At 53.0% G+C, this 19,783-nt stretch carries 22 protein-coding genes; 1 reads left to right on the top strand and 21 read right to left on the bottom strand.

The window, feature by feature from the left end:
- Position 1: 1 nt before the first annotated feature.
- The 10 genes from dxs to PLF13_12935 all read right to left on the bottom strand — a co-directional run bounded on the left by dxs (position 2) and on the right by PLF13_12935 (position 10,263).
- On the bottom strand, positions 2–1,981 hold the full coding sequence (gene dxs, locus PLF13_12980; GenBank protein ID HOP08194.1) for a 1-deoxy-D-xylulose-5-phosphate synthase: 1,980 nt from the start codon (positions 1,979–1,981) through the stop codon (positions 2–4).
- A gap of 20 nt (positions 1,982–2,001) precedes the next feature.
- A complete protein-coding gene (locus PLF13_12975; GenBank protein ID HOP08193.1) occupies positions 2,002–2,886 on the bottom strand; it encodes a polyprenyl synthetase family protein in 885 nt (294 codons plus the stop codon).
- Positions 2,887–2,891: 5 nt separating this feature from the next.
- Positions 2,892–3,134 (bottom strand): exodeoxyribonuclease VII small subunit, encoded by a 243-nt coding sequence (gene xseB, locus PLF13_12970; GenBank protein ID HOP08192.1) that lies wholly within the window; start codon positions 3,132–3,134, stop codon positions 2,892–2,894.
- Positions 3,113–4,345 (bottom strand): exodeoxyribonuclease VII large subunit, encoded by a 1,233-nt coding sequence (xseA, locus tag PLF13_12965; protein ID HOP08191.1) that lies wholly within the window; start codon positions 4,343–4,345, stop codon positions 3,113–3,115. Before xseA ends, xseB begins: the two co-directional genes overlap by 22 nt.
- 38 nt (positions 4,346–4,383) lie before the next feature.
- On the bottom strand, positions 4,384–6,216 hold the full coding sequence (gene uvrC / locus PLF13_12960; GenBank protein HOP08190.1) for an excinuclease ABC subunit UvrC: 1,833 nt from the start codon (positions 6,214–6,216) through the stop codon (positions 4,384–4,386).
- The gene (locus PLF13_12955) at positions 6,213–6,749 is read right to left on the bottom strand and encodes an NlpC/P60 family protein (GenBank protein HOP08189.1); all 537 of its coding nucleotides are present in this window, start codon (positions 6,747–6,749) and stop codon (positions 6,213–6,215) included. Before PLF13_12955 ends, uvrC begins: the two co-directional genes overlap by 4 nt.
- Positions 6,746–7,654, bottom strand: a complete 909-nt coding sequence (locus tag PLF13_12950) for a UbiA family prenyltransferase (GenBank protein ID HOP08188.1) — start codon at positions 7,652–7,654, stop codon at positions 6,746–6,748. The genes PLF13_12955 and PLF13_12950 overlap by 4 nt, the downstream gene beginning before the upstream one ends.
- Positions 7,651–8,508, bottom strand: a complete 858-nt coding sequence (locus tag PLF13_12945; protein HOP08187.1) for a phosphatidate cytidylyltransferase — start codon at positions 8,506–8,508, stop codon at positions 7,651–7,653. The genes PLF13_12950 and PLF13_12945 overlap by 4 nt, the downstream gene beginning before the upstream one ends.
- Entirely contained in the window at positions 8,505–9,269 is a 765-nt protein-coding gene (locus PLF13_12940; protein ID HOP08186.1) for an isoprenyl transferase, read from the bottom strand. Before PLF13_12940 ends, PLF13_12945 begins: the two co-directional genes overlap by 4 nt.
- 319 nt (positions 9,270–9,588) lie before the next feature.
- Complete coding sequence (locus tag PLF13_12935; GenBank protein ID HOP08185.1) at positions 9,589–10,263, bottom strand: hypothetical protein; 675 nt, start codon at positions 10,261–10,263, stop codon at positions 9,589–9,591.
- A gap of 143 nt (positions 10,264–10,406) precedes the next feature.
- On the opposite strand from PLF13_12935, the gene PLF13_12930 reads away from it, so the two are divergent.
- Positions 10,407–10,847, top strand: coding sequence for a CBS domain-containing protein (locus PLF13_12930; GenBank protein HOP08184.1), 441 nt, complete (start codon positions 10,407–10,409; stop codon positions 10,845–10,847).
- A gap of 306 nt (positions 10,848–11,153) precedes the next feature.
- Here PLF13_12930 and frr read toward each other — a convergent pair whose 3' ends face one another.
- The 11 genes from frr to PLF13_12875 form a co-directional block, all read right to left on the bottom strand.
- Positions 11,154–11,714 (bottom strand): ribosome recycling factor, encoded by a 561-nt coding sequence (gene frr / locus PLF13_12925; protein ID HOP08183.1) that lies wholly within the window; start codon positions 11,712–11,714, stop codon positions 11,154–11,156.
- Between the two features lie 24 nt (positions 11,715–11,738).
- Positions 11,739–12,476: a UMP kinase gene (gene pyrH / locus PLF13_12920; GenBank protein HOP08182.1), complete on the bottom strand. Its 738-nt coding sequence runs from the start codon at positions 12,474–12,476 to the stop codon at positions 11,739–11,741.
- A 3-nt stretch (positions 12,477–12,479) separates the two neighbouring features.
- On the bottom strand, positions 12,480–13,073 hold the full coding sequence (gene tsf, locus PLF13_12915) for a translation elongation factor Ts (GenBank protein HOP08181.1): 594 nt from the start codon (positions 13,071–13,073) through the stop codon (positions 12,480–12,482).
- A gap of 6 nt (positions 13,074–13,079) precedes the next feature.
- Entirely contained in the window at positions 13,080–13,871 is a 792-nt protein-coding gene (rpsB, locus tag PLF13_12910) for a 30S ribosomal protein S2 (protein HOP08180.1), read from the bottom strand.
- A 136-nt stretch (positions 13,872–14,007) separates the two neighbouring features.
- Positions 14,008–14,400, bottom strand: a complete 393-nt coding sequence (rpsI, locus tag PLF13_12905; GenBank protein HOP08179.1) for a 30S ribosomal protein S9 — start codon at positions 14,398–14,400, stop codon at positions 14,008–14,010.
- Between the two features lie 18 nt (positions 14,401–14,418).
- Positions 14,419–14,850: a 50S ribosomal protein L13 gene (gene rplM / locus PLF13_12900; GenBank protein ID HOP08178.1), complete on the bottom strand. Its 432-nt coding sequence runs from the start codon at positions 14,848–14,850 to the stop codon at positions 14,419–14,421.
- Positions 14,851–15,078: 228 nt separating this feature from the next.
- Positions 15,079–15,642, bottom strand: a complete 564-nt coding sequence (ahpC, locus tag PLF13_12895) for an alkyl hydroperoxide reductase subunit C (protein ID HOP08177.1) — start codon at positions 15,640–15,642, stop codon at positions 15,079–15,081.
- A 155-nt stretch (positions 15,643–15,797) separates the two neighbouring features.
- Complete coding sequence (locus PLF13_12890; protein HOP08176.1) at positions 15,798–16,397, bottom strand: SprT-like domain-containing protein; 600 nt, start codon at positions 16,395–16,397, stop codon at positions 15,798–15,800.
- Complete coding sequence (mtnA, locus tag PLF13_12885; GenBank protein ID HOP08175.1) at positions 16,394–17,404, bottom strand: S-methyl-5-thioribose-1-phosphate isomerase; 1,011 nt, start codon at positions 17,402–17,404, stop codon at positions 16,394–16,396. The genes PLF13_12890 and mtnA overlap by 4 nt, the downstream gene beginning before the upstream one ends.
- Positions 17,405–17,407: 3 nt before the next feature.
- On the bottom strand, positions 17,408–17,824 hold the full coding sequence (locus PLF13_12880; GenBank protein HOP08174.1) for a secondary thiamine-phosphate synthase enzyme YjbQ: 417 nt from the start codon (positions 17,822–17,824) through the stop codon (positions 17,408–17,410).
- Between the two features lie 192 nt (positions 17,825–18,016).
- Positions 18,017–19,660: an AMP-binding protein gene (locus tag PLF13_12875; protein HOP08173.1), complete on the bottom strand. Its 1,644-nt coding sequence runs from the start codon at positions 19,658–19,660 to the stop codon at positions 18,017–18,019.
- Positions 19,661–19,783 lie beyond the last annotated feature (123 nt).

Raw genomic sequence — 19,783 nt, 5'->3', positions numbered from 1 at the left:
GTCAGCTTCGCCCCTTTTCATCCTGAACGGCGGAATGATAAGCATCACCTTTGGTCTTCGCTTCCGGTTGCAACCGCACTGAGGACGGTTTCTCTTCCTCATCCGAAGGTACGGATGCCGCCAGGCGCTTGACCGTATCGACAATCCCTCTGGCGTCCAATTCAATCGCACGTAAAAGAGTAGTGCGATCGCCGTGCGTGATAAACTTATCCGGAATACCCATCGCCTTAAAACGGCCGCTATAACCGGCTTCCAGTAAATAGTCGGCCACCGATGATCCAAAACCACCGACCAGGCTGTTTTCTTCGATAGTCACGATCACCCGACAGCGCCCCCGAAGTTCGTCGAGCAGATCGACATCCAGCGGTTTGATGAAGCGCGCGTTCACGACGGCGGTTTCGATGCCTTCGGCCTTAAGTAAATCCGCTGCCGCCAGCGCTTCCGTTACCATGGTACCGACACCGATGATCACGATATCCTTCGACTCGGTTAACTCGGTCCAGCGCCCCCAGCGAATTTCTTCTACTTTATCCTCTATCGGGGTCGGAACGTTGGCGCGGGGATAACGAATTGCTACCGGCCCGGTGAGATCATTGGTTGCCGTATAGTACAACATTGAGCGTAATTCGTTGCCGTCACGCGGCGCCGCTACCGTCAGATTAGGGACACTGTTGAACAGCGACAGATCAAACACACCATGATGGGTAGGACCGTCAGCCCCGACGAGACCGGCTCGATCCATGCAGATCACGACCGGCAGTTTCTGGAGAGCGATATCGTGAATCAACTGGTCCAGGGCCCGCTGCATGAATGTCGAATAGATCGTCAAATAGGGTCTCATCCCTCCGGTAGCCAGCCCTGCCGCAAAACAACCGGCATGGCCCTCGGCAATACCGACATCGTATAAACGATCCGGGAATTTTTCGGAAAACTTCACCAGCCCGGTGCCGGTCGTCATGGCGGCCGTGATGGCCACGATTCTTTCGTTCTTTTCAGCCAACTCGGCCAACATGTCACCGAAGACGTTCGTGTATGACGGCAATGAAGATGTTTTTCCGGTTGGTTTGCCGGTCACTTTATCGAACTTACCTACACCGTGGAACTTGGTCGGATCACCTTCGGCCGGTTGATACCCTTTCCCCTTGACCGTCGCCAGATGCAACATGATCGGTCCGCTAAGATGTTTGATACTCTCCAGTGTTCGGATCACCAGCGGCAGGTCATGACCGTCAATCGGGCCGAAATACCGAAACCCCAAACTCTGGAATACCATCCCCGGGGCAAGAAATCCCTTGAGTGATTTCTCCAGGTGTGAGATCGTGGCCCGGATTTTATCGCGCCGTTTGAAACGACCTGTAAGCTCCCAGATTTCATCACGCAAACGATTGAATTTCTCGTCCACCATGATCGAGGTCAGATATTTCGACAGCGCCCCCACGTTTTTCGAAATCGACCAATGATTATCGTTGAGAATAACCAGTAGATCGCGTTTGGACGATCCGGCATTGTTTAGTCCCTCAAAAGCGAGACCACCGGTCATGGAGCCGTCGCCGATAATCGCAACCACCTTGTGATCCAATCCGGCATGGTCACGCGCCGCCGCCAGTCCAAGGGCGGCTGAAATCGAAGTCGAGGCATGCCCCGCTCCATAGCAGTCGTACTCGGATTCGGTCTGTTTCGTGAATCCGGAGAGACCATCGTTCTGGCGAATTGTGCCGAACGATTCCCGCCGTCCCGTCAGCAACTTGTGGGGGTAGACCTGATGCCCGACATCCCAGACGAATTTGTCGCGCGGGCAGTCGAACACGTAATGCAGGGCAATCGTAAACTCTACCGAACCGAGGTTGGTGGCCAAATGACCGCCGGTTTTCGATACCGTGGCGATCAGCTCCTCCCGGATCTCTTCGGCAAGAACCGTCAGCTCTTCTTCTGACAGTCGCTTCAGATCGGAAGGATTCTCTATGAAAGGCAGATACTTCATATTTGTGTATACGTAACCAATCAGAAATCTCGTTGCCCGATAAAACGGGCAATATAGGTCAGCATGTTGTCGCCCGCTTTATCACCGAGCGCCTCTTCAGCTTGCCGGATCAGGTCACGGGCGTCCTTACGCGCTCGATCGAGACCGACCGCGGCCGGATAAGTCGCTTTTTGATTTTTACTATCGGACCCGATATCCTTGCCCAACAATTGTTCATCGCCGACCACATCCAGAATATCATCTACGATCTGGAAAGCCAGCCCGATTTTCTCCGCATAAGAGGTCAACCGCTCAAGCAGCCCCGGTTCGGCGCCGGCTAAAATCGCCCCGATCCGGACCGAGCCACGCAACAGCGCCCCGGTCTTGCGGCGATGGATATTGACGACTTCTTCCAGCGTGATACTATCGCGGCCTTCCGCCTCGATATCGGCCACCTGGCCGCCCAGCATGCCTTCGGTGTCAACCGCTTCGGCCAACTCCCGAATCGCTTCAATGGATTCGGTACGAGTCATCAACTCGAACGCCGCCACGTGCAGGGCATCACCGGCCAAAACCGCCATCGCTTCGCCGAACTGCTTGTGACAAGTAGGGATACCGCGTCGCAAGTCATCGTCGTCCATGCACGGCAGATCATCATGAATCAGCGAATAAGCATGAACCATTTCCAGCGCCGCCATGGCGAAATGAACCGGGAGGTCTTCGCCGTCGGCATTGCCGCCGCAAAATTCATACGCGGCCAGACAAAGAGTCGGTCGCAACCGTTTGCCGTCCGCAAGAGCGGAATAACGCATCGCCTTATGAAGCGAAGTCGGCTCTCGGTCTTCGGCTGGAAGATACTTCCGCAACAGCCGATTGGTCAACTCACGACTGTCGGCAAGATACTGGCGTCCGTCTATCGCTGCCACTTCCATTACTCTTCACTACTATCGCGCGTGAATGTTTCTTCAACCAGAGCGCCGTTTTTCTCGGCGATTATTTTGATTTTTTGTTCGGCTGCTTCGAGTTTTTTATGGCATTCCTGAGCCAGCTTGAGCCCCTCGGTATACAACTCGATCGACTGATCCAAAGAGGCCTCGGTCGATTCCATCTCGGCCGTTATCTCTTCCAGCCGTTCCAGCGCCTCTTCAAAACTCAGTTTTTTGCCTGACGACATTTCTTTTCATCCTTTCGGATCGACTCCACGAACGACACGACTTCGCCGTCCGATAAGAGAGTTTCCATACGGTCACCGGGGAGAATGTCGCCCGTAGAACGGAGCACCTGATGTTTGGGGAGACGACGACTGACCGAATATCCGCGTGACAGAATCTTGAGGGGCGAGAGCGTCTCCAGTTTGGTCACGGCCAAAGATAAGCGGTTGCGTCCCGATTCAAAACAGTTTTTTCCCGAGGTCATCAGCGCCTGTACGGCATAATCAAGCGCCTGTTGACGCTGACGGATCATCTCCAGCGGCCGCTTAAAAACCGGTCGGCTCAACTGAGCTTTTAACGTCGTGCGAGCATGGTCAACCCGGCGACTTAAAATCGAAGCCTGCCGCGTGATATTGCCATCCACGAATTCACGGGTGTCCGACAACGACCAGACGGCCAGTTCCGCTGCCGCCGAAGGTGTCGGAGCACGCAGGTCGGCCACGAGATCGGACAACGTTATGTCCACCTCATGCCCTACCGCCGAGATTACCGGCAAGCGCGAGGCGGCAATCGCCCGCACGGTTATTTCCGTATTGAACGGCCAGAGATCTTCGAGTGATCCGCCGCCGCGCCCGACGATGAGCAGGTCGATATCATCACGACCGTTGAAATACTCGATTCCACGCGCTATTGTCGTTTCGGCGCCGTCTCCCTGGACCTTGGCCGGATAAATAATAAGTTCCACGGCCGGATTGCGCCGTCCCGATATCTGGATGATATCCCTGATTGCGGCTCCGGTCGGCGATGTTACCACCCCGATCCTTCGCGGATAAGCCGGAATCGGTTTCTTGCGATCTTCTTCAAAAAGCCCTTCAGCCGTCAGTTTCTCATGAAGCTGACGAAACGCCAACTCCAACTCCCCCACCCCCACCGGAACCAGCTTACGGCAATTGAGTTGGTAGCTGCCGCCTTTTTCATAGACGGTGATATCGCCGAATGCCAGCACCTTCTGGCCGTTTTCCGGCTCGAATTTTAAAGCCGATCCGGCCGAACGCCAGATAGTGGCGCGCAGGTTCGCATGGGCATCCTTGAGATTGAAATAACGATGCCCGGACGAATGATGGACGTAATTGGAAATCTCCCCCTCGATCCAGACCGACGGCAACGATTGTTCCAGCAGGTCCTTGATTATCCGCGTTATGGCCGCGACCGTATATGCCTGGGGTTGTTGCATGGCTTAGGATAAAGATTCTCCCTCAACCGGGGCAAGCACTAATCCGGTTTAATGGCGTCCATAATCAGCCGCGCCAGCTTTTCGTTGATTCCCTGCAACGCGGTCAATTCCTCCAGCGAAGCCTGCTTGATCTGCGCCACCGAACCGAACTTGTCCAACAGGAGTTTCCGCTTAGCCGGGCCGATGCCGGGGATATCATCGAGCGCCGATTTGATCGTCCGCTTGGACCGCACCTTGCGGTTGTAGGTGATCGCGAACCGGTGGGCTTCGTCCCGGACCTGCTTCAGCAGCATCAACGCCGGGGAACGTCGGTCTAGTGTGACCGGGTCCGATTCTCCCGGTCGGAACACCTCTTCCAGTCGCTTGGCCAGTCCGATCACGGCCTGGTCGGAGAAACCCTGCGCCTGAAGCTCCGCCAGCGCCGACGAAAGCTGCCCCTTGCCACCGTCGACCACCACCAGATCGGGCGGATCAATTTCTTCATCGCGAATCCGGCTGAAATAGCGCCCGATAACCTCCCGCATCATGGCGAAATCATCCTGTCCCTTGATCGTCTTAATTTTGAAATGCCGATAACCGCTCTTTTTAGGTTTGCCGTTTTCGAAAAACACACACGAGCCCACGGCGTCGGTCTCCCCCGTGTTGGAAATATCGAAGCAGGAAATACGACGCGGCGCCGTGTAGAGTCCCAACTGTTCCTGCAACGAAGAAACCATCTTGCTCGTGCGCTCGGCCTGGCCCCGTTTCTGGATCAACAACTCATCGAGCAACAGGCGAGCGTTGGCCGCCGCCAGTTCGACCAGCCGAACGTGTCCGCGCGCTTTGGGCGACTTGATCCGCACCGGACTTCCCTTGAGTTGCCTGAGCCAGGCGGCCAAAAGATCGGTCTCGGGGATATCCAGCGGCAGACATAACTCGTCGGGCAGATTGGGCTGGTGGTTATAATACTGTTTGAGGAAAGTATCCAGCACCGTTTCATTGGGATCGTCCTCATCGGCCGTAAGCTGGAAATCCTGACGTCCGATCAACACCCCCTCGCGGATTTGCATTACGACCGCCACCGCATCTCGTTTCTCTCGTGCGATGGATACGATATCCCGGTCAACTATTTCCCCGATATCGACGTTCTGTTTGATCATTATCTTGCGGATCGCCTCTATCTGATCCCGCAACACGGCCGCTTGCTCGTATTCCATAGCGTCGGAAGCGACCTGCATCTTTTTGGTTAATCGGTCGATCAGCTTACTGCTGCGCCCCGATAACACCATAACGACGGCATCGACCAGCTCCTTGTACTCCTCACTGTTCTGGTGACCGGCGCATGGCCCGCTGCAGCGTTTGATGTAATAATCGAGGCAAACCGGTTGCGGCTTGCCCGAGGGATGCGGAATGGTCAGGTTGCAGGTACGAATGGTGAACAGCCGCGTCAGCAGAGCCACTGTCGAACGCATCGATTTGGCGCTGGTATACGGTCCGAAATAAGTCGCGTTGTCCCTCTCAAGGCGGCGAACGATCAGCACCCGGGGAAAAGGTTCATCGGTGGTGATTTTGATATAAGGAAAATGTTTGTCGTCTTTGAGCGCCACGTTGTAACGCGGCTTGTGCTCGCGCACCAGATTGGCCTCAAGGATCAACGCCTCAACCTCGGTAGCAGTCACCATCAACTCGACATCCGCCACGCGCGACACCAACCGTGCAGTCTTGGCATCATGCCCCCGCGATCCCTGGAAATATGACCGCACCCGGTTGCGCAGGACTTTAGCCTTGCCGATATAAATGATCTTCCCGCTCTCGTCACGAAACATATAGACACCGGGACCGGTGGGGAGATTCTTCAGCTTCACTTTGAGAGCGTCGGGCAGAGTTTTCATGACCGTTTGGGATTGGTCGGTTTGCCCAGGATACGGCGTGCCGTAACGAATCGTTTGGACCAGTAATTTTCGGTCAGCGATGAAATTACCACCCCCTGGGAGCTGGAGGCATGAATGAACTCGTTATGACCGGTGTAGATGCCGACATGCGAAATTCGCGCCCCGACAGTATTGAAAAAGACCAGATCGCCATAGGCCAAACTGCGACGCGACACCTCGAATCCCTGGTTCACTTGTTCGGCTACCGTGCGGGGCAAATAGATACTGCGATCAAACTGGCGGAACACTTCCTGGACGAAGCCGCTGCAATCCACCCCCTCTTCATAACGCGAGGTTCCCGCATACGGTTTCCCCAGGAAGCTGCGCATGATTCGACCCAGGCGAAGCAGGTCATTCGTAGTATATCCCGTTCTGGTTTCAGAAGCTGTTACTCTTTCGGGAGACGCCTCAGTCCCCCCGCTGCGAAATCGCGGATTGGGGGTACACCCGACCAAAACCATCAGGGCCGTGAATATGGTAAGTGAGTATTTCATGCCAGCTTAGGGTACGTTTGACTGAACCGCTGGCGATAATATATCCGGGTTAAAAACAGCAGGGCAACAATAAACAGGAGATAATAAGGATAGTGATATCCGGCGAAAAGCGTCAGTAACGCCAGCGGCAATTTAGCGGCCAGCAAAATCAGTCGTTCCCGCTTCACCAACAGAGCGATAAAAGTCACCAGCGCACTTATCACCGACAAACTAAGCAGCGCAACATCGCCAACCATAACCGCCGGATAAATTGAGAGCCCCACCAGAACCAACGCCGTCATCACAGCACTACGAAAACTCAATATCACCCCAATCGTCCGCTTATCGGCAGCGGCATCGCCGGCGCGATCAGGGATCGTCGTAAGGGTATGCATCGAGGCTACCGTCAGGAAGAAATATAAACCAAGCTGCCAATCAACCGCATGAAAACAGACCTGCCGCACGGCAGCGGCCGCCAGCGGGATAAGCAAACCGAAACTCACCGCATTAGTTACCAATCCAGCCAGCGGGCGATCCTTGAATTTCAACTTCGGGGCGCTGTAACAATATCCGAGCGTCACCTGTAATGCCGTCAAAGTCAGAAACAGCATCGACACCAATCCGGCTCCTATAAGCCCGCACAGCGTCAGGATTAAATAGCCAGCCTGCATCTGTCCCGAAGTGAGAAAACCGCGCTGAAGAAAACCCAACTTCTTATTAATCCGGTCGGATTCAATATCATAGAGCTGGTTCAAAAAGAACGCTCCCGCTGCCGTCATGCTTAGCGACAACAACGCCAGTCCATCCCACCAGGTCAGATCGGACGATCTCCCCCCCGCGATAATCAGGGCCATGAAATATACCGACCAGATCGGCAGATGCAGAAAAGGCCGTGCGGCAAAAAACAGATCGATGATTTTAATCATGCCAACAGGCGCAGATAGAAATACATGAACGGCGCTGCGAAGAGAAGTGAGTCGAAACGATCCAGCACACCCCCGTGGCCGGGGATCAGGGCTGAGGAGTCTTTGATTCCAAGCGAGCGTTTCCACATCGATTCGACCAGATCCCCCAACTGGCCGCATACTGAGCACCCCGCTCCAATCGCCAATAAATGGCCAAAGGAGAAGGAATTGAATTTCCAGAAATACATTAAAACCGTAACGGCCAGCGCACCTGCGATTCCGCCGATAAATCCCTCGATCGTTTTATTGGGTGATACCGCCGGAGCCAGCTTGTGTTTGCCGATGGCCATGCCGGTCCACATCGCAGCCGTATCCCCGACCCAAAGTAAACCGAACAGGAACAACAGCCAGTTACCGCCGGAGATATCGGCATAACCATGACCGACCCGATAAACCATCGGATACAACAACGACAGATAAAGCACACCCCATACGATCCGGCTGTGCCGCTTGAACAGTTCCGAAGGCGGCTCTTTACCTACCGCCAGTATCATCGCCGTAAACGTGAAAAAGAACAAACTGGGAACAACCATACCCAGACTGCCGAATGCCCCGCGAATCGTCTCAGCCGGACAGAATCGCCCTAAGCAGGCTCCGGATATTACCGCGAAATTGACGGCTACGGTCAGCAGACCGATCCAGAAAAGTCCCCCGGTCGGTTTGCTCCCTTCACCGAGGAAAAACTCTATCGCTCCAATAGCAGCGAACAAAAGCAGCATTCCGAACAGCCAGGCTCCCCCCTCATAGCAAATCCACAAAATAATCGGAATCGCCACGGCCGCGACCGCAATACGCGCAATCAGATTCTTGCTCATTTTGAGCCCTTCGCTCCCACGCGCCCGAAACGTCGCTCACGCTTCTGGTAATTATCGATCGCCTGAAACAGTTCCAGCCGGCCGAAATCGGGCCAGAGGATGTCGATTATATAAAGCTCCGTATAGCTGGTTTGCCAGAGCAGGAAATTCGATATCCGGTGCTCACCCGAAGTCCTGATCAACAAGTCCGGATCGGGCAGATTGGCCGTGTAGAGAAAACTCGCAAACAACTCCTCGTCAATATCAGCAATGTCGATCAAACCGGCGGCAACCGAGCTGGAGATTGCCTTGACGGCATCGAGAATCTCCGTACGCCCGCCGTAATTGAGAGCCAGGTTCAACACCAGTCCCTGGTTGTTGCGGGTTTTTTCCTCAGCTTGTTGCAGGACTTTGCGTCGCGTCGCTGAGAGGCCGTTGATCCGTCCGGTCGTAATCAGCTTGACATCGGACTCCATCAACTCCTTGATTTCCCGTCGCGTGGTTCGAGTCAGCAGCGACATCAACGCCGCTACTTCTTCACGTGGGCGTTTCCAGTTCTCGACTGAGAAAGTGTATAGCGTGAGATACTTGACTCCGATTTCACCCGCCGCACTAACCACTTCCTTCACCGCTTTAACTCCGGCCTCATGGCCGTAGGTGCGCGGCTTATCCCGCATAGCCGCCCAGCGTCCGTTGCCGTCCATGATAATGGCGACATGAGTCGGAATAGTCCCCCGATTTTCGAGGATACGACGTTGCAGTTGTTCGATTTCGTCGGTCATGTGGTGTCAATTTATCGTCCCCGGTATCGGACCGCAAGCAATAACCTCCATCTCAAACGGGGGCGCTGATGGCCTTGTCATTGGTGGTCCACCCGTGCCCGGGTGGGGCCAAAAACATGCTGGTGGCCGACAGACGTTCTCATCTGCCGCTCACCGATGCGAAGAGAAGATAGGCTTCTGCTTCCGGGATTGTTGACAAACCTCAATCGCGGCGAAGACAAGCCCCGCCGCTACGCGTTTAAAAAGTTCAACCTCGCGTAGCGGGCGGCCTTGCGTCGACCGCACTTCCGCAGTGATTTGTGCGAATGTTCGTGAGGATCTACTCAGTCACGTGGATGTCGGTGACGATCGTGGTTTTACGGTAATACTCCGGCATGAGGATACCCATGTGAGCTCCTAGCTCAACCACACTGTCGGCCAGAATGACCGAATCAATCTCGATCACACGAAAGCTGAGAGAGAAATTTCGATAATCGGGTCGATGCGGATAATGCAAATAAAGCAGTTTGAGTCGATTCGTTTCGCGGTCAATCTCGGCCAAACCGGTAGGTAAATCGTTATGGGTGGAGTCCGTGTCGAAACCGATGGCCAGCTCCGCCCCGCCGGTATCGTTTGGATAGAAATTGAAAAAATACGGTTGTGTGAAAACATTGGGGAAACTCAGGTCCCAGTCCTTCAGACGTCCGGGGCCTTCAATCACGGTACTACTCGAATCAACCCGGCCGTTTGAGTAATAGAAAACCTGAACGGCCGAATCAATCCGCTCCACACCGCCGGCAGAGTTCAAATCGGCAAGATAGGCCGTTGCCTTGAACTGGAGGCGGTAACCTTCCTGAAAAGCGTACTTCTCAGAAAGCACGTTACCGGCATTTCGACAGTAATAACCAAGCACCGGATCATTACCATAATCCTGCGCAGAGACCGTCGCCAGAGCGATTAAAAGACTTAACATCGCCGGCAACACAAACTTACAAAGGCAGTTTTCTGTTGACATAACGGCCTCAATATAGCACAATTAATAAGGAAACCAACATTCTCTTTCCTTTAGCCTCGAAATCCGTTCCTTTGGGACATCCCCAACCCCGTCACACGGCGGTGGAACGGGTCGCAAGACAGCGAAATCAAGGAGGTGTTTATATGAACGTACGGGATAAACTGGAATCCAAATCGCGCGAGCTCATCACTTGCCCCCCGGATACCACTATTATCAACGCGATGAACCTGATGCTCGAAAACGAGATCGGATGTCTGCCGGTTCAGGGTCAGGCCGGTGATCTGCTGGGACTGGTCAGCGACAAAGACATTTTCAAAGCCGTTTTCGAAAATCAGGACGCCTACAAGGAATTGACTGTCAAGGACATCATGGCCGAGGATATGGTCGTGGGCGTACCCTCGGACGACATCGACTACATGGCGGCGCTGATGACCAAAAACAACATCCGCCATGTCCCGATCATGGAAAACAAGAAGTTGATCGGGATCATTTCAGCCGGAGATGTGGTTCGAGCCAGGATGAAGAGTATCGTGGCCGAGAACCGCTATCTCAAAATGTATATGGAAGGCACGAACATGCATTAATGGCAGGTTCTGTCATCCGAAAAACTTCGGCCGCGCGAGCCTATACTCACGCGGCCGTTTCATTTGTGCTTACTATCCAAGTACTTATGACCGAGAACCGCCTACGCCACATCCCGGCTGTGGAGAGTCCCCCGCTTGATCGGTCTCGCTTCGCAAGGGGATGTCGTCAATAAGCAGTTTCGAAATTACCCGGTCGGGAATCGCTATCTATAATCATATATCCACAACGAGCATCCGGGCTAACTTGCCCAAAAGAAAAAGGCGGCTCAACCAGCGCCGCCTTCTCGGGATTCTTAGGAGATCGGTTCAGACCTCCATCATTTCCTTCTCCTTTTTCTCCAGCAACTCATCGATCTTCTTGATCGTCTCATCGGTCATTTTCTGAATCTCGACCAGAGAATCCTTTTCCTGATCCTCGGAGATTTCCTTGTCCTTCTGAGCTTTCTTGATCTTGTCGTTGGCATCACGACGAACGTTACGCACGGCAACCCGGCCGTCCTCGGCAAGATTCTTACACTGTTTCACGAGTTCCTTGCGGCGTTCCTCGTTAAGAGCCGGAATGGGCAAACGGATGGTCTGACCGTCAACCATCGGGTTTAATCCAAGGTCGGCTTTCTGGATCCCCTTGACAATATCGCCGACGGTGGTTTTATCGAAAGCCTGGACAATCAGAAGTCGTGGTTCCGGAGCGGAAATAGTGGCGACCTGGTTTATCGGCATGGTGGTTCCATAAGCCTCCACTTTCACCGTGTCGAGGAGATGGATCGAAGCCTTACCGGTGCGGACGGCGCCGAATTCGCGCACGACAGCTTCGACTGATTTCTGCATGCGGTCTTTGGTATCTTTGTAGATTTCGTCCTGAGTCATACCAACTCCAATTTTAGCAGGTCCTTATAAGCCATTATACGAAATAAGTGAGCCGATTTCTTCACCGCAAACGACTCGGATAAGATTATCCGGCGTTTTTAAATCGACTACACGTAAGGGTATGCGATTTTCCATAAGGAGTGAAATAGCGGTGGAATCAATCACCCGCAGTCCCTGAGTCAACACATCCATATAACTTAGTCGCGGGTAGAACTCGGCATCCTTGAACTTTTTGGGGTCCGCGGAATAGACGCCATCGACATTGGTGGCCTTGATCAGCAACTCGGCCCCGCATTCCATCGCACGTAAGGAGGCGGCGGTATCAGTGCTGAAATAAGGTCTTCCGGTCCCGGCCGCGAAAATGACCAGGCGGCCCTTTTCCATGTGACGAATGGCTCGACGGCGGATGTACGGTTCGGCGAAATCCTCCATCTGAACCCCGGACATTACCCGTGTGAAAATGCCCATTTGCTCCAGATTGTCCATCAGGGCGAGAGAATTAATTACGGTTGCAAGCATACCCATGTGATCGGCGGTGACACGATCCATCCCCCGCTCGGAGGCATTGAGCCCGCGGAAGATGTTGCCGCCGCCTACAACGATGCCTATTTCCACCCCGAGGTCTTTAATTTTCTTGATTTCAGAGCAAATGAACTGAACGGTCCGCGTATGGATCCCGAATCCCTCGGGACCCATAAGCGCTTCACCGGACAGTTTTAGCAGGATGCGTTTAAACGCTAGAGGAGAGTCGTCTCCGTCCATAACTCAGCCACCCAGGCGGAAGCGGGCAAACCGCTTGATCTGCATGTTTTCGCCAAGCGATGCGATCATTGCATTGACCACGTCCTGTACTGTTTTGTCATCATCCTTTACAAAGGGCTGCTCAAGCAAAGCCACTTCAGAGTAGTATTTCTCGACACGACCGTCAACGATTTTGTCGATGATCTTCTCGGGCTTGCCGTCTTTAATTGCCTGCTGGCGGTAGATCTCTTTCTCGGATTCGAGGGTGGAGGTATCCACCTCATCGCGGGAAACCACGAGCGGATCGGAAGCGGCAATGTGCATAGCGATGTCGCGAGCGAACTCTTTGAACTGGTCGGTGCGTGCGACGAAGTCGGTTTCGCAGTTGATTTCGACCATGACGCCGAGCTTGTCGCCGGGATGTACGTAGGTCGCGATAACCCCTTCGGCCGTTTCACGACCGACTTTCTTGGCGGCCTTGGCGATACCGGATTCGCGCAACACCTTGATGGCGGCTTCCATATCGCCGTTGGCCTGGTTCAGGGCCTTTTTACAGTCCATCATGCCTGCGCCGGTCTTATTGCGCAGTTCCTGTACCATTTTCGCTGTTATTTCCATGGGACCTTAGCTTTCTGTTTCACTCTCATCGGTGTCTTGATCATCTTCACTAACATACACGGTCGGTTTGACCTCGCGGTCCTCATCGACCGCAGCTTCGATTTCGCGCTGCGTCACGGACTGCTTGGCCTCGTTGGCGGCCTCGACCAGGTGACGAATCAGCACACGAATCGACTTGATGGAATCATCGTTACCGGCAATCGGGAAATCGATCAAATCCGGATCGGCATTGGTATCGACAATAGCAATGATCGGAATGCCGAGGCGACGTGCTTCAGCCACCGCAATCTTCTCTTTGCGGGCATCCACTACTATGACTAAACCGGGGAGGAAATTCATATCTTTGATGCCGCCAAGAACACGGCGAAGCTTCTCGGCTTCGTTGTCCAGTTTAGCCTGTTCTTTCTTGGTGAACTTCTCGATCCGGCCGTCCTCGTGCATTTTCTCGATATCTTTGAGCTTTTTGATCGAGTTCTTGATGGTATCGAAGTTGGTCAGCATGCCGCCGAGCCACCGTTCAGTGACGTAGAATGCGCCACAACGACCGGCTTCGACATTGATCACTTCCTTGGCCTGTTTCTTGGTGCCCACCATCAGGATGGACCGACCGCGCTGGACGACCTCGCGCACCTTGGCGGTAGCACGGTCAACGGCGGTAACGGTTTTTTGCAGGTCAATAATGTAGATGCCGTTGCGAGCCGTGAAGATAAACGGCTTCATTTTGGGGTTCCAACGGCGGGTCTGATGACCGAAATGGACCCCGGCTTCGAGTAATTCTTTTACTCTTGGGGAGATCATGAATCACCTTTGTTAAATATGGTTGTCCTTTGCCTCGACCTCATTCCCAATCGGAACCCGCAGGAACTGGGACCACCGATCGAGTCCGTCGAGGCTGTTCATTTCCCCGCCTTCCGGCGGGGATGGGCGTTCCAGTTTAACGCTTGGAGTACTGGAACCGTTTTCTGGCCTTCGGCTGGCCGTACTTCTTGCGTTCCACTTCACGCGGATCGCGAGTAAGCATACCTTTTTGGCGGAAGGTGGCACGCAGATCGGGATTGATCTGAATCAAAGCCCGAGCCACGGCAAGTCGAATCGCGCCGGCCTGCCCGGTGATACCACCGCCACAAGCCCGACAACGGACATCGTAATGGCTGAGCATATCAGCCAATCCCAGCGGAGCCAGCGCATGATTGATCACCGACTCACGCAGCAGATAATCATTTATCTGCTTACCGTTGACGACAAAGGCGCCTTTACCCGGTTTCAACTCCACACTGGCGACAGCCTCTTTACGACGACCGGTTGCCGTGATTGAAGTCTGTTCCATAAGCCTCAATAACTATAGTTAGACGTTAAGTTTTTCCGGTTTCTGAGCGAAATGCGGATGCTCCGCACCGGCATAGACGTGAAGCTTCTTGTACATCTTCCGTCCCAGCCGGTTCTTGGGCAACATACGCCGCACCGAGAGACGAAAGGCCTCATCGGGCTTGTTCTTAACCAACTCCTCATAAGTAGTGGTCCGCAAACCACCCGGATAACCGGAATAGCGATAGTAAGACAACTGGCGCGGTTTATTAGCGCCGGTAACCCGCATCTTGGCGGCGTTGACTACTACCACATGATCCCCGGTATCCATGTGGGGCGTGAACAACGGCGTGTGCTTGCCTCTCAGAATCATCGCAACCCGGGTGGCAACGCGGCCCATGACCGCCCCATCCAAATCAACCAGCCACCACTTGCGACGGTTGGAATCAACTTTTGGCATAAACGTATTCATTCGTTTCCTTACCCTTGGTAAAAGTCCAAGAATCAGACAGACCATGAAAATACATGATAGCAATGGTTTGTCAATACAAACCTGCGTTTTTTTAACGGAAGATCGGCCTGTCAGAAAGTATATCGTCCCGTAAGGCCAATTGGTTTAGCGACAAGGGTTTGCCCTGCCATAAGGAATAAAAAAGGCGGCGACCCAGCCCCCTCCGGATCACCGCCCGACGAAGCGCTGCTATATTTTACCGACCAAATCTAGGCCGGGTTTGAGCGTTTTTGCTCCCGGTCGCCAACTGGCCGGGCAAACCTCTCCCCCATGTTCACGCACAAATTGGGCCGCCTGCAACTTACGAATTAATTCACCGGCACTGCGTCCGATGGAATTGTCGTTGACCTCAAACGACTTGACTACGCCATCCGGGTCAATGATGAATGTACCTCGCAAAGCGAGTCCTTCCGCCTCGATCATCACACCATAATTACGACTCAGGCTGCCGGTGGGATCGGCCATCATCGGGAAACCGATTTTTCCGATGGCCACAGACGAGTCATGCCAGGCCTTGTGTACAAACACGGTGTCGGTCGAGGCGCTGAGCACCTCGGCGTTCATGCTTTTAAAGGTGTCATAATTATCGGCCATTTCCGCCAGTTCGGTCGGACATACAAAAGTGAAATCCGCCGGGTAGAAAAATAAGATCACCCACTTACCACGCAGCTCCGCGAGTTTTACTCGGGTGATATTGTTATTTTGGTAGGCTTCCAGGTCAAAAGCTGGGGCCGGTTGGTTAATCTGTACCATTACGCTCTGTCTCCTGAACCGAGTTTCATTTCATGTTTTCCATTACCATCGGCATCAAAGTTGTCGCCCCACCGAAACAACTTCGATCCAGTTTGCCCATGTAACAACCAAATCCCGGTTGGGTTCACAAAATCTCCCCTTAAAGCTCGGAAAATTTAATTAGGACGAATTACACTGTACTTAAGACGTAGTTTAAATCGCTTATCGAACTTGCGACCGCTGGTACAAACACCGCACGAGGCCATACGCAATCGTTTCTGGCGAGGATATTCTCGCCCGCAAACGGGACATTCGTAAACATATTTAGGCGGGCGGCGCAAATCAGGATGAGACCGAGCCCGGATCGAGGCTCCGATTCGGCGGGCTTCTGCCTTGAAAGCAGCATCATGTTTAATATGGATGATATGAATCATCTCATGCTTGAGAGTATCGGCCAATTCTTCGGGATAGAGGTTGTGATAGCGACGACCGATTCTGATGATTTTGGCCGAAGGCAAATACATTCCGGCGGCCAGCATACGGTCAGAGTATTCGATTTTAACGCGCGGAAGTTGTCCCTCGAAATAAAGGTCGTTGAAGCGGTCGAACATTTCACGCAAGCCAGCTTCGGAAGGAAGTTTCGGGCGAGGTATTAACCCGGATTCAGTTTCGACTCCAGCCGGATAGCCGGGGACTTGAGGCATCACCGGCGGAGGCGGCGTCGTAAAGAGATCGTAGTTCGCGTGATAGAGCGCTTTTTTCTGACGTTTATTCATTTTCTATCGCAACGCGGGCCTTTCCTGAGACCGGTGTTGTAAATATAATATGATACCAGGTCGGCCGGTGTCACATCAAAAGCCGGATTGTAAACCGAAATACCGAGCGGTGCAGTTCGTGTTCCAAATCCGCAGGTGACTTCTTCCTCGGATCGTTCCTCTATTATTATATCGGCTCCGGTCGGGGAATGTTCATCGATCGTCGATTCCGGCGCTGCTACATAAAAAGGTACGTTGTGCCGAGCGGCATTAACGGCTACCGAATAAGTCCCGATTTTATTAGCAAAATCGCCGTTGGCGGCAATCCGGTCGGTGCCTACTATTACATGGTCTATTTTCCCCTGCTGCATCAACATGGCCGCTACGCTGTCGCAAATCAGGGTCACGTCGATACCGGCCTGTTGGAGCTCCCAGGAAGTCAATCGGGCGCCCTGAAGCAAAGGACGGGTTTCATCGGCGTAAACTTTGATCTTCTTGCCTTGCTTGTGACATTCATAAATAACCGCCAGGGCTGTGCCGGAACCGCCGGTGGCCAAAGCCCCGGCGTTGCAATGGGTCAGAATAGTATCGCCGGATTGTATCAACTCCGCTCCATGGCGGCCGATATCGTCACACATAAGGCGATCTTCTTCGTGGATAGCCCTCGCCTCGGACCAGATTAATTCGACAATCGTTTCTAGATCGGTTGAGTTTTCAGCCCGCACTCGTTCCATAACCCGGTCAACCGCCCAGGCCAAATTAACGGCTGTCGGTCGTGCGGCCTTAATCTCCCGAGCCAGCTTATCGATGGCCGCCCAATCAGTCTTCCCGGCCTGTTCCACAGCCAGTCCCAAACCATAGGCGGCAGCAATACCTATCGCCGGTGCGCCACGGACATCGAGCCGCTTGATCGCTTCAATCACTTCATGGTAATCAGCCAGTTCCAGGTAGGTGAACTCAGCGGGGAGTCGGGTCTGAGCCAGTAATAATAAAGTATGATCGAAAGTCTTTATTGCCTCGACGTGCATGAATTATTCTCCCAAAATCTGAACCACCAGACGACGCTGCCTGGGTTTGTTGTCACATTCAAGGAACACCACTTGTTGCCAGGTGCCTAGTGTAATTTGACCCGCTACGATGGGGACGGTTATATCCGGACCGATCAGGGCCGCTCGCAGATGAGAGAATCCGTTCCCGTCATGCCAGGTGTCGTCATGGTGATAAGGACGATCCGAAGGAATCAATTTCTCCAGCAGTTCCGGGAGATCCTTCAGCATTCCCGGTTCATGTTCGATCGTGGTAATCACCCCGGTGGAACCGGGACAAAAAACCGTTACCGTTCCGGCCGTGACGCCGGACTGTCGAATCAATCGATTGAGTTCTTCGGTCAGATCAACGATATCTCCGGGGTGATCGGTGCCAAGCATTATTTCTTCGGTATGAACCATGCACTAATCCTGACGGGGACAAAGGCAAGTGCTGAAATACACTACTCGCCAGAAAACCAGCCTCCCGGCTACGCGCTTGAGATCCCTAATCTCGCGTAGCGAGCGGCCTTGCGTCGCCCGTATTACGTTTGTGTTTTCTCGAATACCGGAACGTACAACTTTTTCGACAGGTCCGAAGCGGCGGATACCCTATTAGCTATACAGGTATCGCTTAACCTTTCGGGTGGAGGTCTTCGCCAGTTCTTCGAACTGGAGATCAAAGGCTGAAATACGCTTGAATTCGGCCACTCGCTGATTCACTCCGGCGATGACATCGCGGAATATCTCTCTAATTTTCTCGGGATTGCGAGTTGTTTCAGAAATGCCAAAGCGAGTCGCTATAGATTCCATGTTAGGCACGATTAGAGCTCGGACCTCCTCCCCCTGACGCGTCTCACGATTACGGCCAAAAACAATCGCTTCCATCACGAGATCAGATTCCAGAAGTTTTTCCTCCAGTTCTTCCGGATAGATATTTTTTCCGGCCGCTGATACAATCACGTTTTTGCCTCGTCCTGTAATCCAGATATGCCCGTTGTACATCCGCCCCAGATCACCGGTGTGCAACCAACCGTCGCAAATTAACTCCTCGGTCAATTTGGGATTGTCCTTATAACCGCTGGTAACACTATCACCTCGAACTACTATCTCCCCGATCCCATCGGAAGTGGGATTATCGATACGAACCTCGACATTACCAATTGGCGGCCCCACCGACCCGAATTCGATATTTTCCGGACGATTGACTGAAATCACCGGCGAGGCTTCGGTCATACCGTAACCTTGCAGAAAATCGAAACCAAGCATATTGAAGAATTCAGAAATATGCGGCGGGAGCGGTGCTCCCCCTGAGCAGAAAATCCGGATAGAGTCCAGTCCGGCTTTCCGGCGCAACGGTCGAAAGAGCCTCTTGCCCGGCCTGCCGCCCAATTTCCAGCCAATTCTGGAAGCAGCCATGAAAGTCTGAAACATGACCTGCTGATGTTTGGGGACTTCGGAAATTCTCTTGATGAAATTGTGGTGCATCTTCTCGAAAAGAAGTGGAACACCTATCATAAGTGTACATTTAGTCCGTCCGATATCTTCGAGAATATCACGCGACTTCAAAGAACGGGCATAAATGATACTTGCCCCCGAAAGAATCGGTAAAATAAATCCGGCCGTTGCTTCAAATGTATGATGCAAAGGCAGAATGGAGTAAAATCGATCGTGGTCGTGTATTTTTAAGATTAACTGGATACCGTCGACATTAGCCAGAAGATTCTTATGTGATAGCTGTACAGCTTTAGGCGCCCCGGTAGTTCCGGAGGTATAGATTAAAGCAGCCTGGGGGTTGTCCGCGATTAAACCCTCTATAGGCTCATGGTCGTGGAGTTGATTCCAGCTTTCAGGCTGATCATCGGTTATAACGAAGATATTCAGGCCAAGTCGAAGGTCCTTTAACGTTCGAGCCGTAACGGGTGAGGCAATAACCGTCCTGATGCGGGAGTGACCGATAATATATGATATTTCCTCCGGTCTCAAATTGGCATCTATGGGCACTACCGTAGCCCCGGCGGTAAGAATAGACAGATAGGCAATTGGCCATTCGGGACAATTCTCCGACATCAGGCCGATTCCATTTTCATCTACTAAATCCGAAGCTACCAGCCCACCGGCAATTCGCTTGACACGAGAGAGAACCTCACCATAAGTCCAGGCTTTACCCAATCCGCCTTCGGCAAGGAGTACCGGTTTATCGCGGTATTCGGATGCAATACGAGAAAACCTGCTTACAATGCTATCTATTTCTGCCATCTCCAAACCAGTCCCGTCATAACTCGACGGATTATATTATAGCGACCGATACCGTTTGAAAAGCAAAAATGTCGGTGGAAAAGATACAAGAAAAGGCCGCCGAGGCAAACCCGGCGGCCTTTT

It is taken from the genome of Candidatus Zixiibacteriota bacterium (assembly GCA_035380245.1).
Taxonomy (GTDB): Bacteria; Zixibacteria; MSB-5A5; order GN15; family FEB-12; genus DAOSXA01.
Note: the sequence above shows the minus strand (reverse complement) of the source record. Positions and strands in the feature narration are given on the sequence as shown.

Bases quoted from the DNA above. Each gene is read 5' to 3' on its own strand.
- dxs (HOP08194.1), bottom strand. From the start codon at position 1,981: ATGAAGTATCTGCCTTTCATAGAGAATCCTTCCGATCTGAAGCGACTG.
- xseB (HOP08192.1), bottom strand. From the start codon at position 3,134: ATGTCGTCAGGCAAAAAACTGAGTTTTGAAGAGGCGCTGGAACGGCTG.
- xseA (HOP08191.1), bottom strand. From the start codon at position 4,345: ATGCAACAACCCCAGGCATATACGGTCGCGGCCATAACGCGGATAATC.
- uvrC (HOP08190.1), bottom strand. From the start codon at position 6,216: ATGAAAACTCTGCCCGACGCTCTCAAAGTGAAGCTGAAGAATCTCCCC.
- PLF13_12955 (HOP08189.1), bottom strand. From the start codon at position 6,749: ATGAAATACTCACTTACCATATTCACGGCCCTGATGGTTTTGGTCGGG.
- PLF13_12950 (HOP08188.1), bottom strand. From the start codon at position 7,654: ATGATTAAAATCATCGATCTGTTTTTTGCCGCACGGCCTTTTCTGCAT.
- PLF13_12945 (HOP08187.1), bottom strand. From the start codon at position 8,508: ATGAGCAAGAATCTGATTGCGCGTATTGCGGTCGCGGCCGTGGCGATT.
- PLF13_12940 (HOP08186.1), bottom strand. From the start codon at position 9,269: ATGACCGACGAAATCGAACAACTGCAACGTCGTATCCTCGAAAATCGG.
- PLF13_12935 (HOP08185.1), bottom strand. From the start codon at position 10,263: ATGTCAACAGAAAACTGCCTTTGTAAGTTTGTGTTGCCGGCGATGTTA.
- PLF13_12930 (HOP08184.1), top strand. From the start codon at position 10,407: ATGAACGTACGGGATAAACTGGAATCCAAATCGCGCGAGCTCATCACT.
- frr (HOP08183.1), bottom strand. From the start codon at position 11,714: ATGACTCAGGACGAAATCTACAAAGATACCAAAGACCGCATGCAGAAA.
- pyrH (HOP08182.1), bottom strand. From the start codon at position 12,476: ATGGACGGAGACGACTCTCCTCTAGCGTTTAAACGCATCCTGCTAAAA.
- tsf (HOP08181.1), bottom strand. From the start codon at position 13,073: ATGGAAATAACAGCGAAAATGGTACAGGAACTGCGCAATAAGACCGGC.
- rpsB (HOP08180.1), bottom strand. From the start codon at position 13,871: ATGATCTCCCCAAGAGTAAAAGAATTACTCGAAGCCGGGGTCCATTTC.
- rpsI (HOP08179.1), bottom strand. From the start codon at position 14,400: ATGGAACAGACTTCAATCACGGCAACCGGTCGTCGTAAAGAGGCTGTC.
- rplM (HOP08178.1), bottom strand. From the start codon at position 14,850: ATGAATACGTTTATGCCAAAAGTTGATTCCAACCGTCGCAAGTGGTGG.
- ahpC (HOP08177.1), bottom strand. From the start codon at position 15,642: ATGGTACAGATTAACCAACCGGCCCCAGCTTTTGACCTGGAAGCCTAC.
- PLF13_12890 (HOP08176.1), bottom strand. From the start codon at position 16,397: ATGAATAAACGTCAGAAAAAAGCGCTCTATCACGCGAACTACGATCTC.
- mtnA (HOP08175.1), bottom strand. From the start codon at position 17,404: ATGCACGTCGAGGCAATAAAGACTTTCGATCATACTTTATTATTACTG.
- PLF13_12880 (HOP08174.1), bottom strand. From the start codon at position 17,824: ATGGTTCATACCGAAGAAATAATGCTTGGCACCGATCACCCCGGAGAT.
- PLF13_12875 (HOP08173.1), bottom strand. From the start codon at position 19,660: ATGGCAGAAATAGATAGCATTGTAAGCAGGTTTTCTCGTATTGCATCC.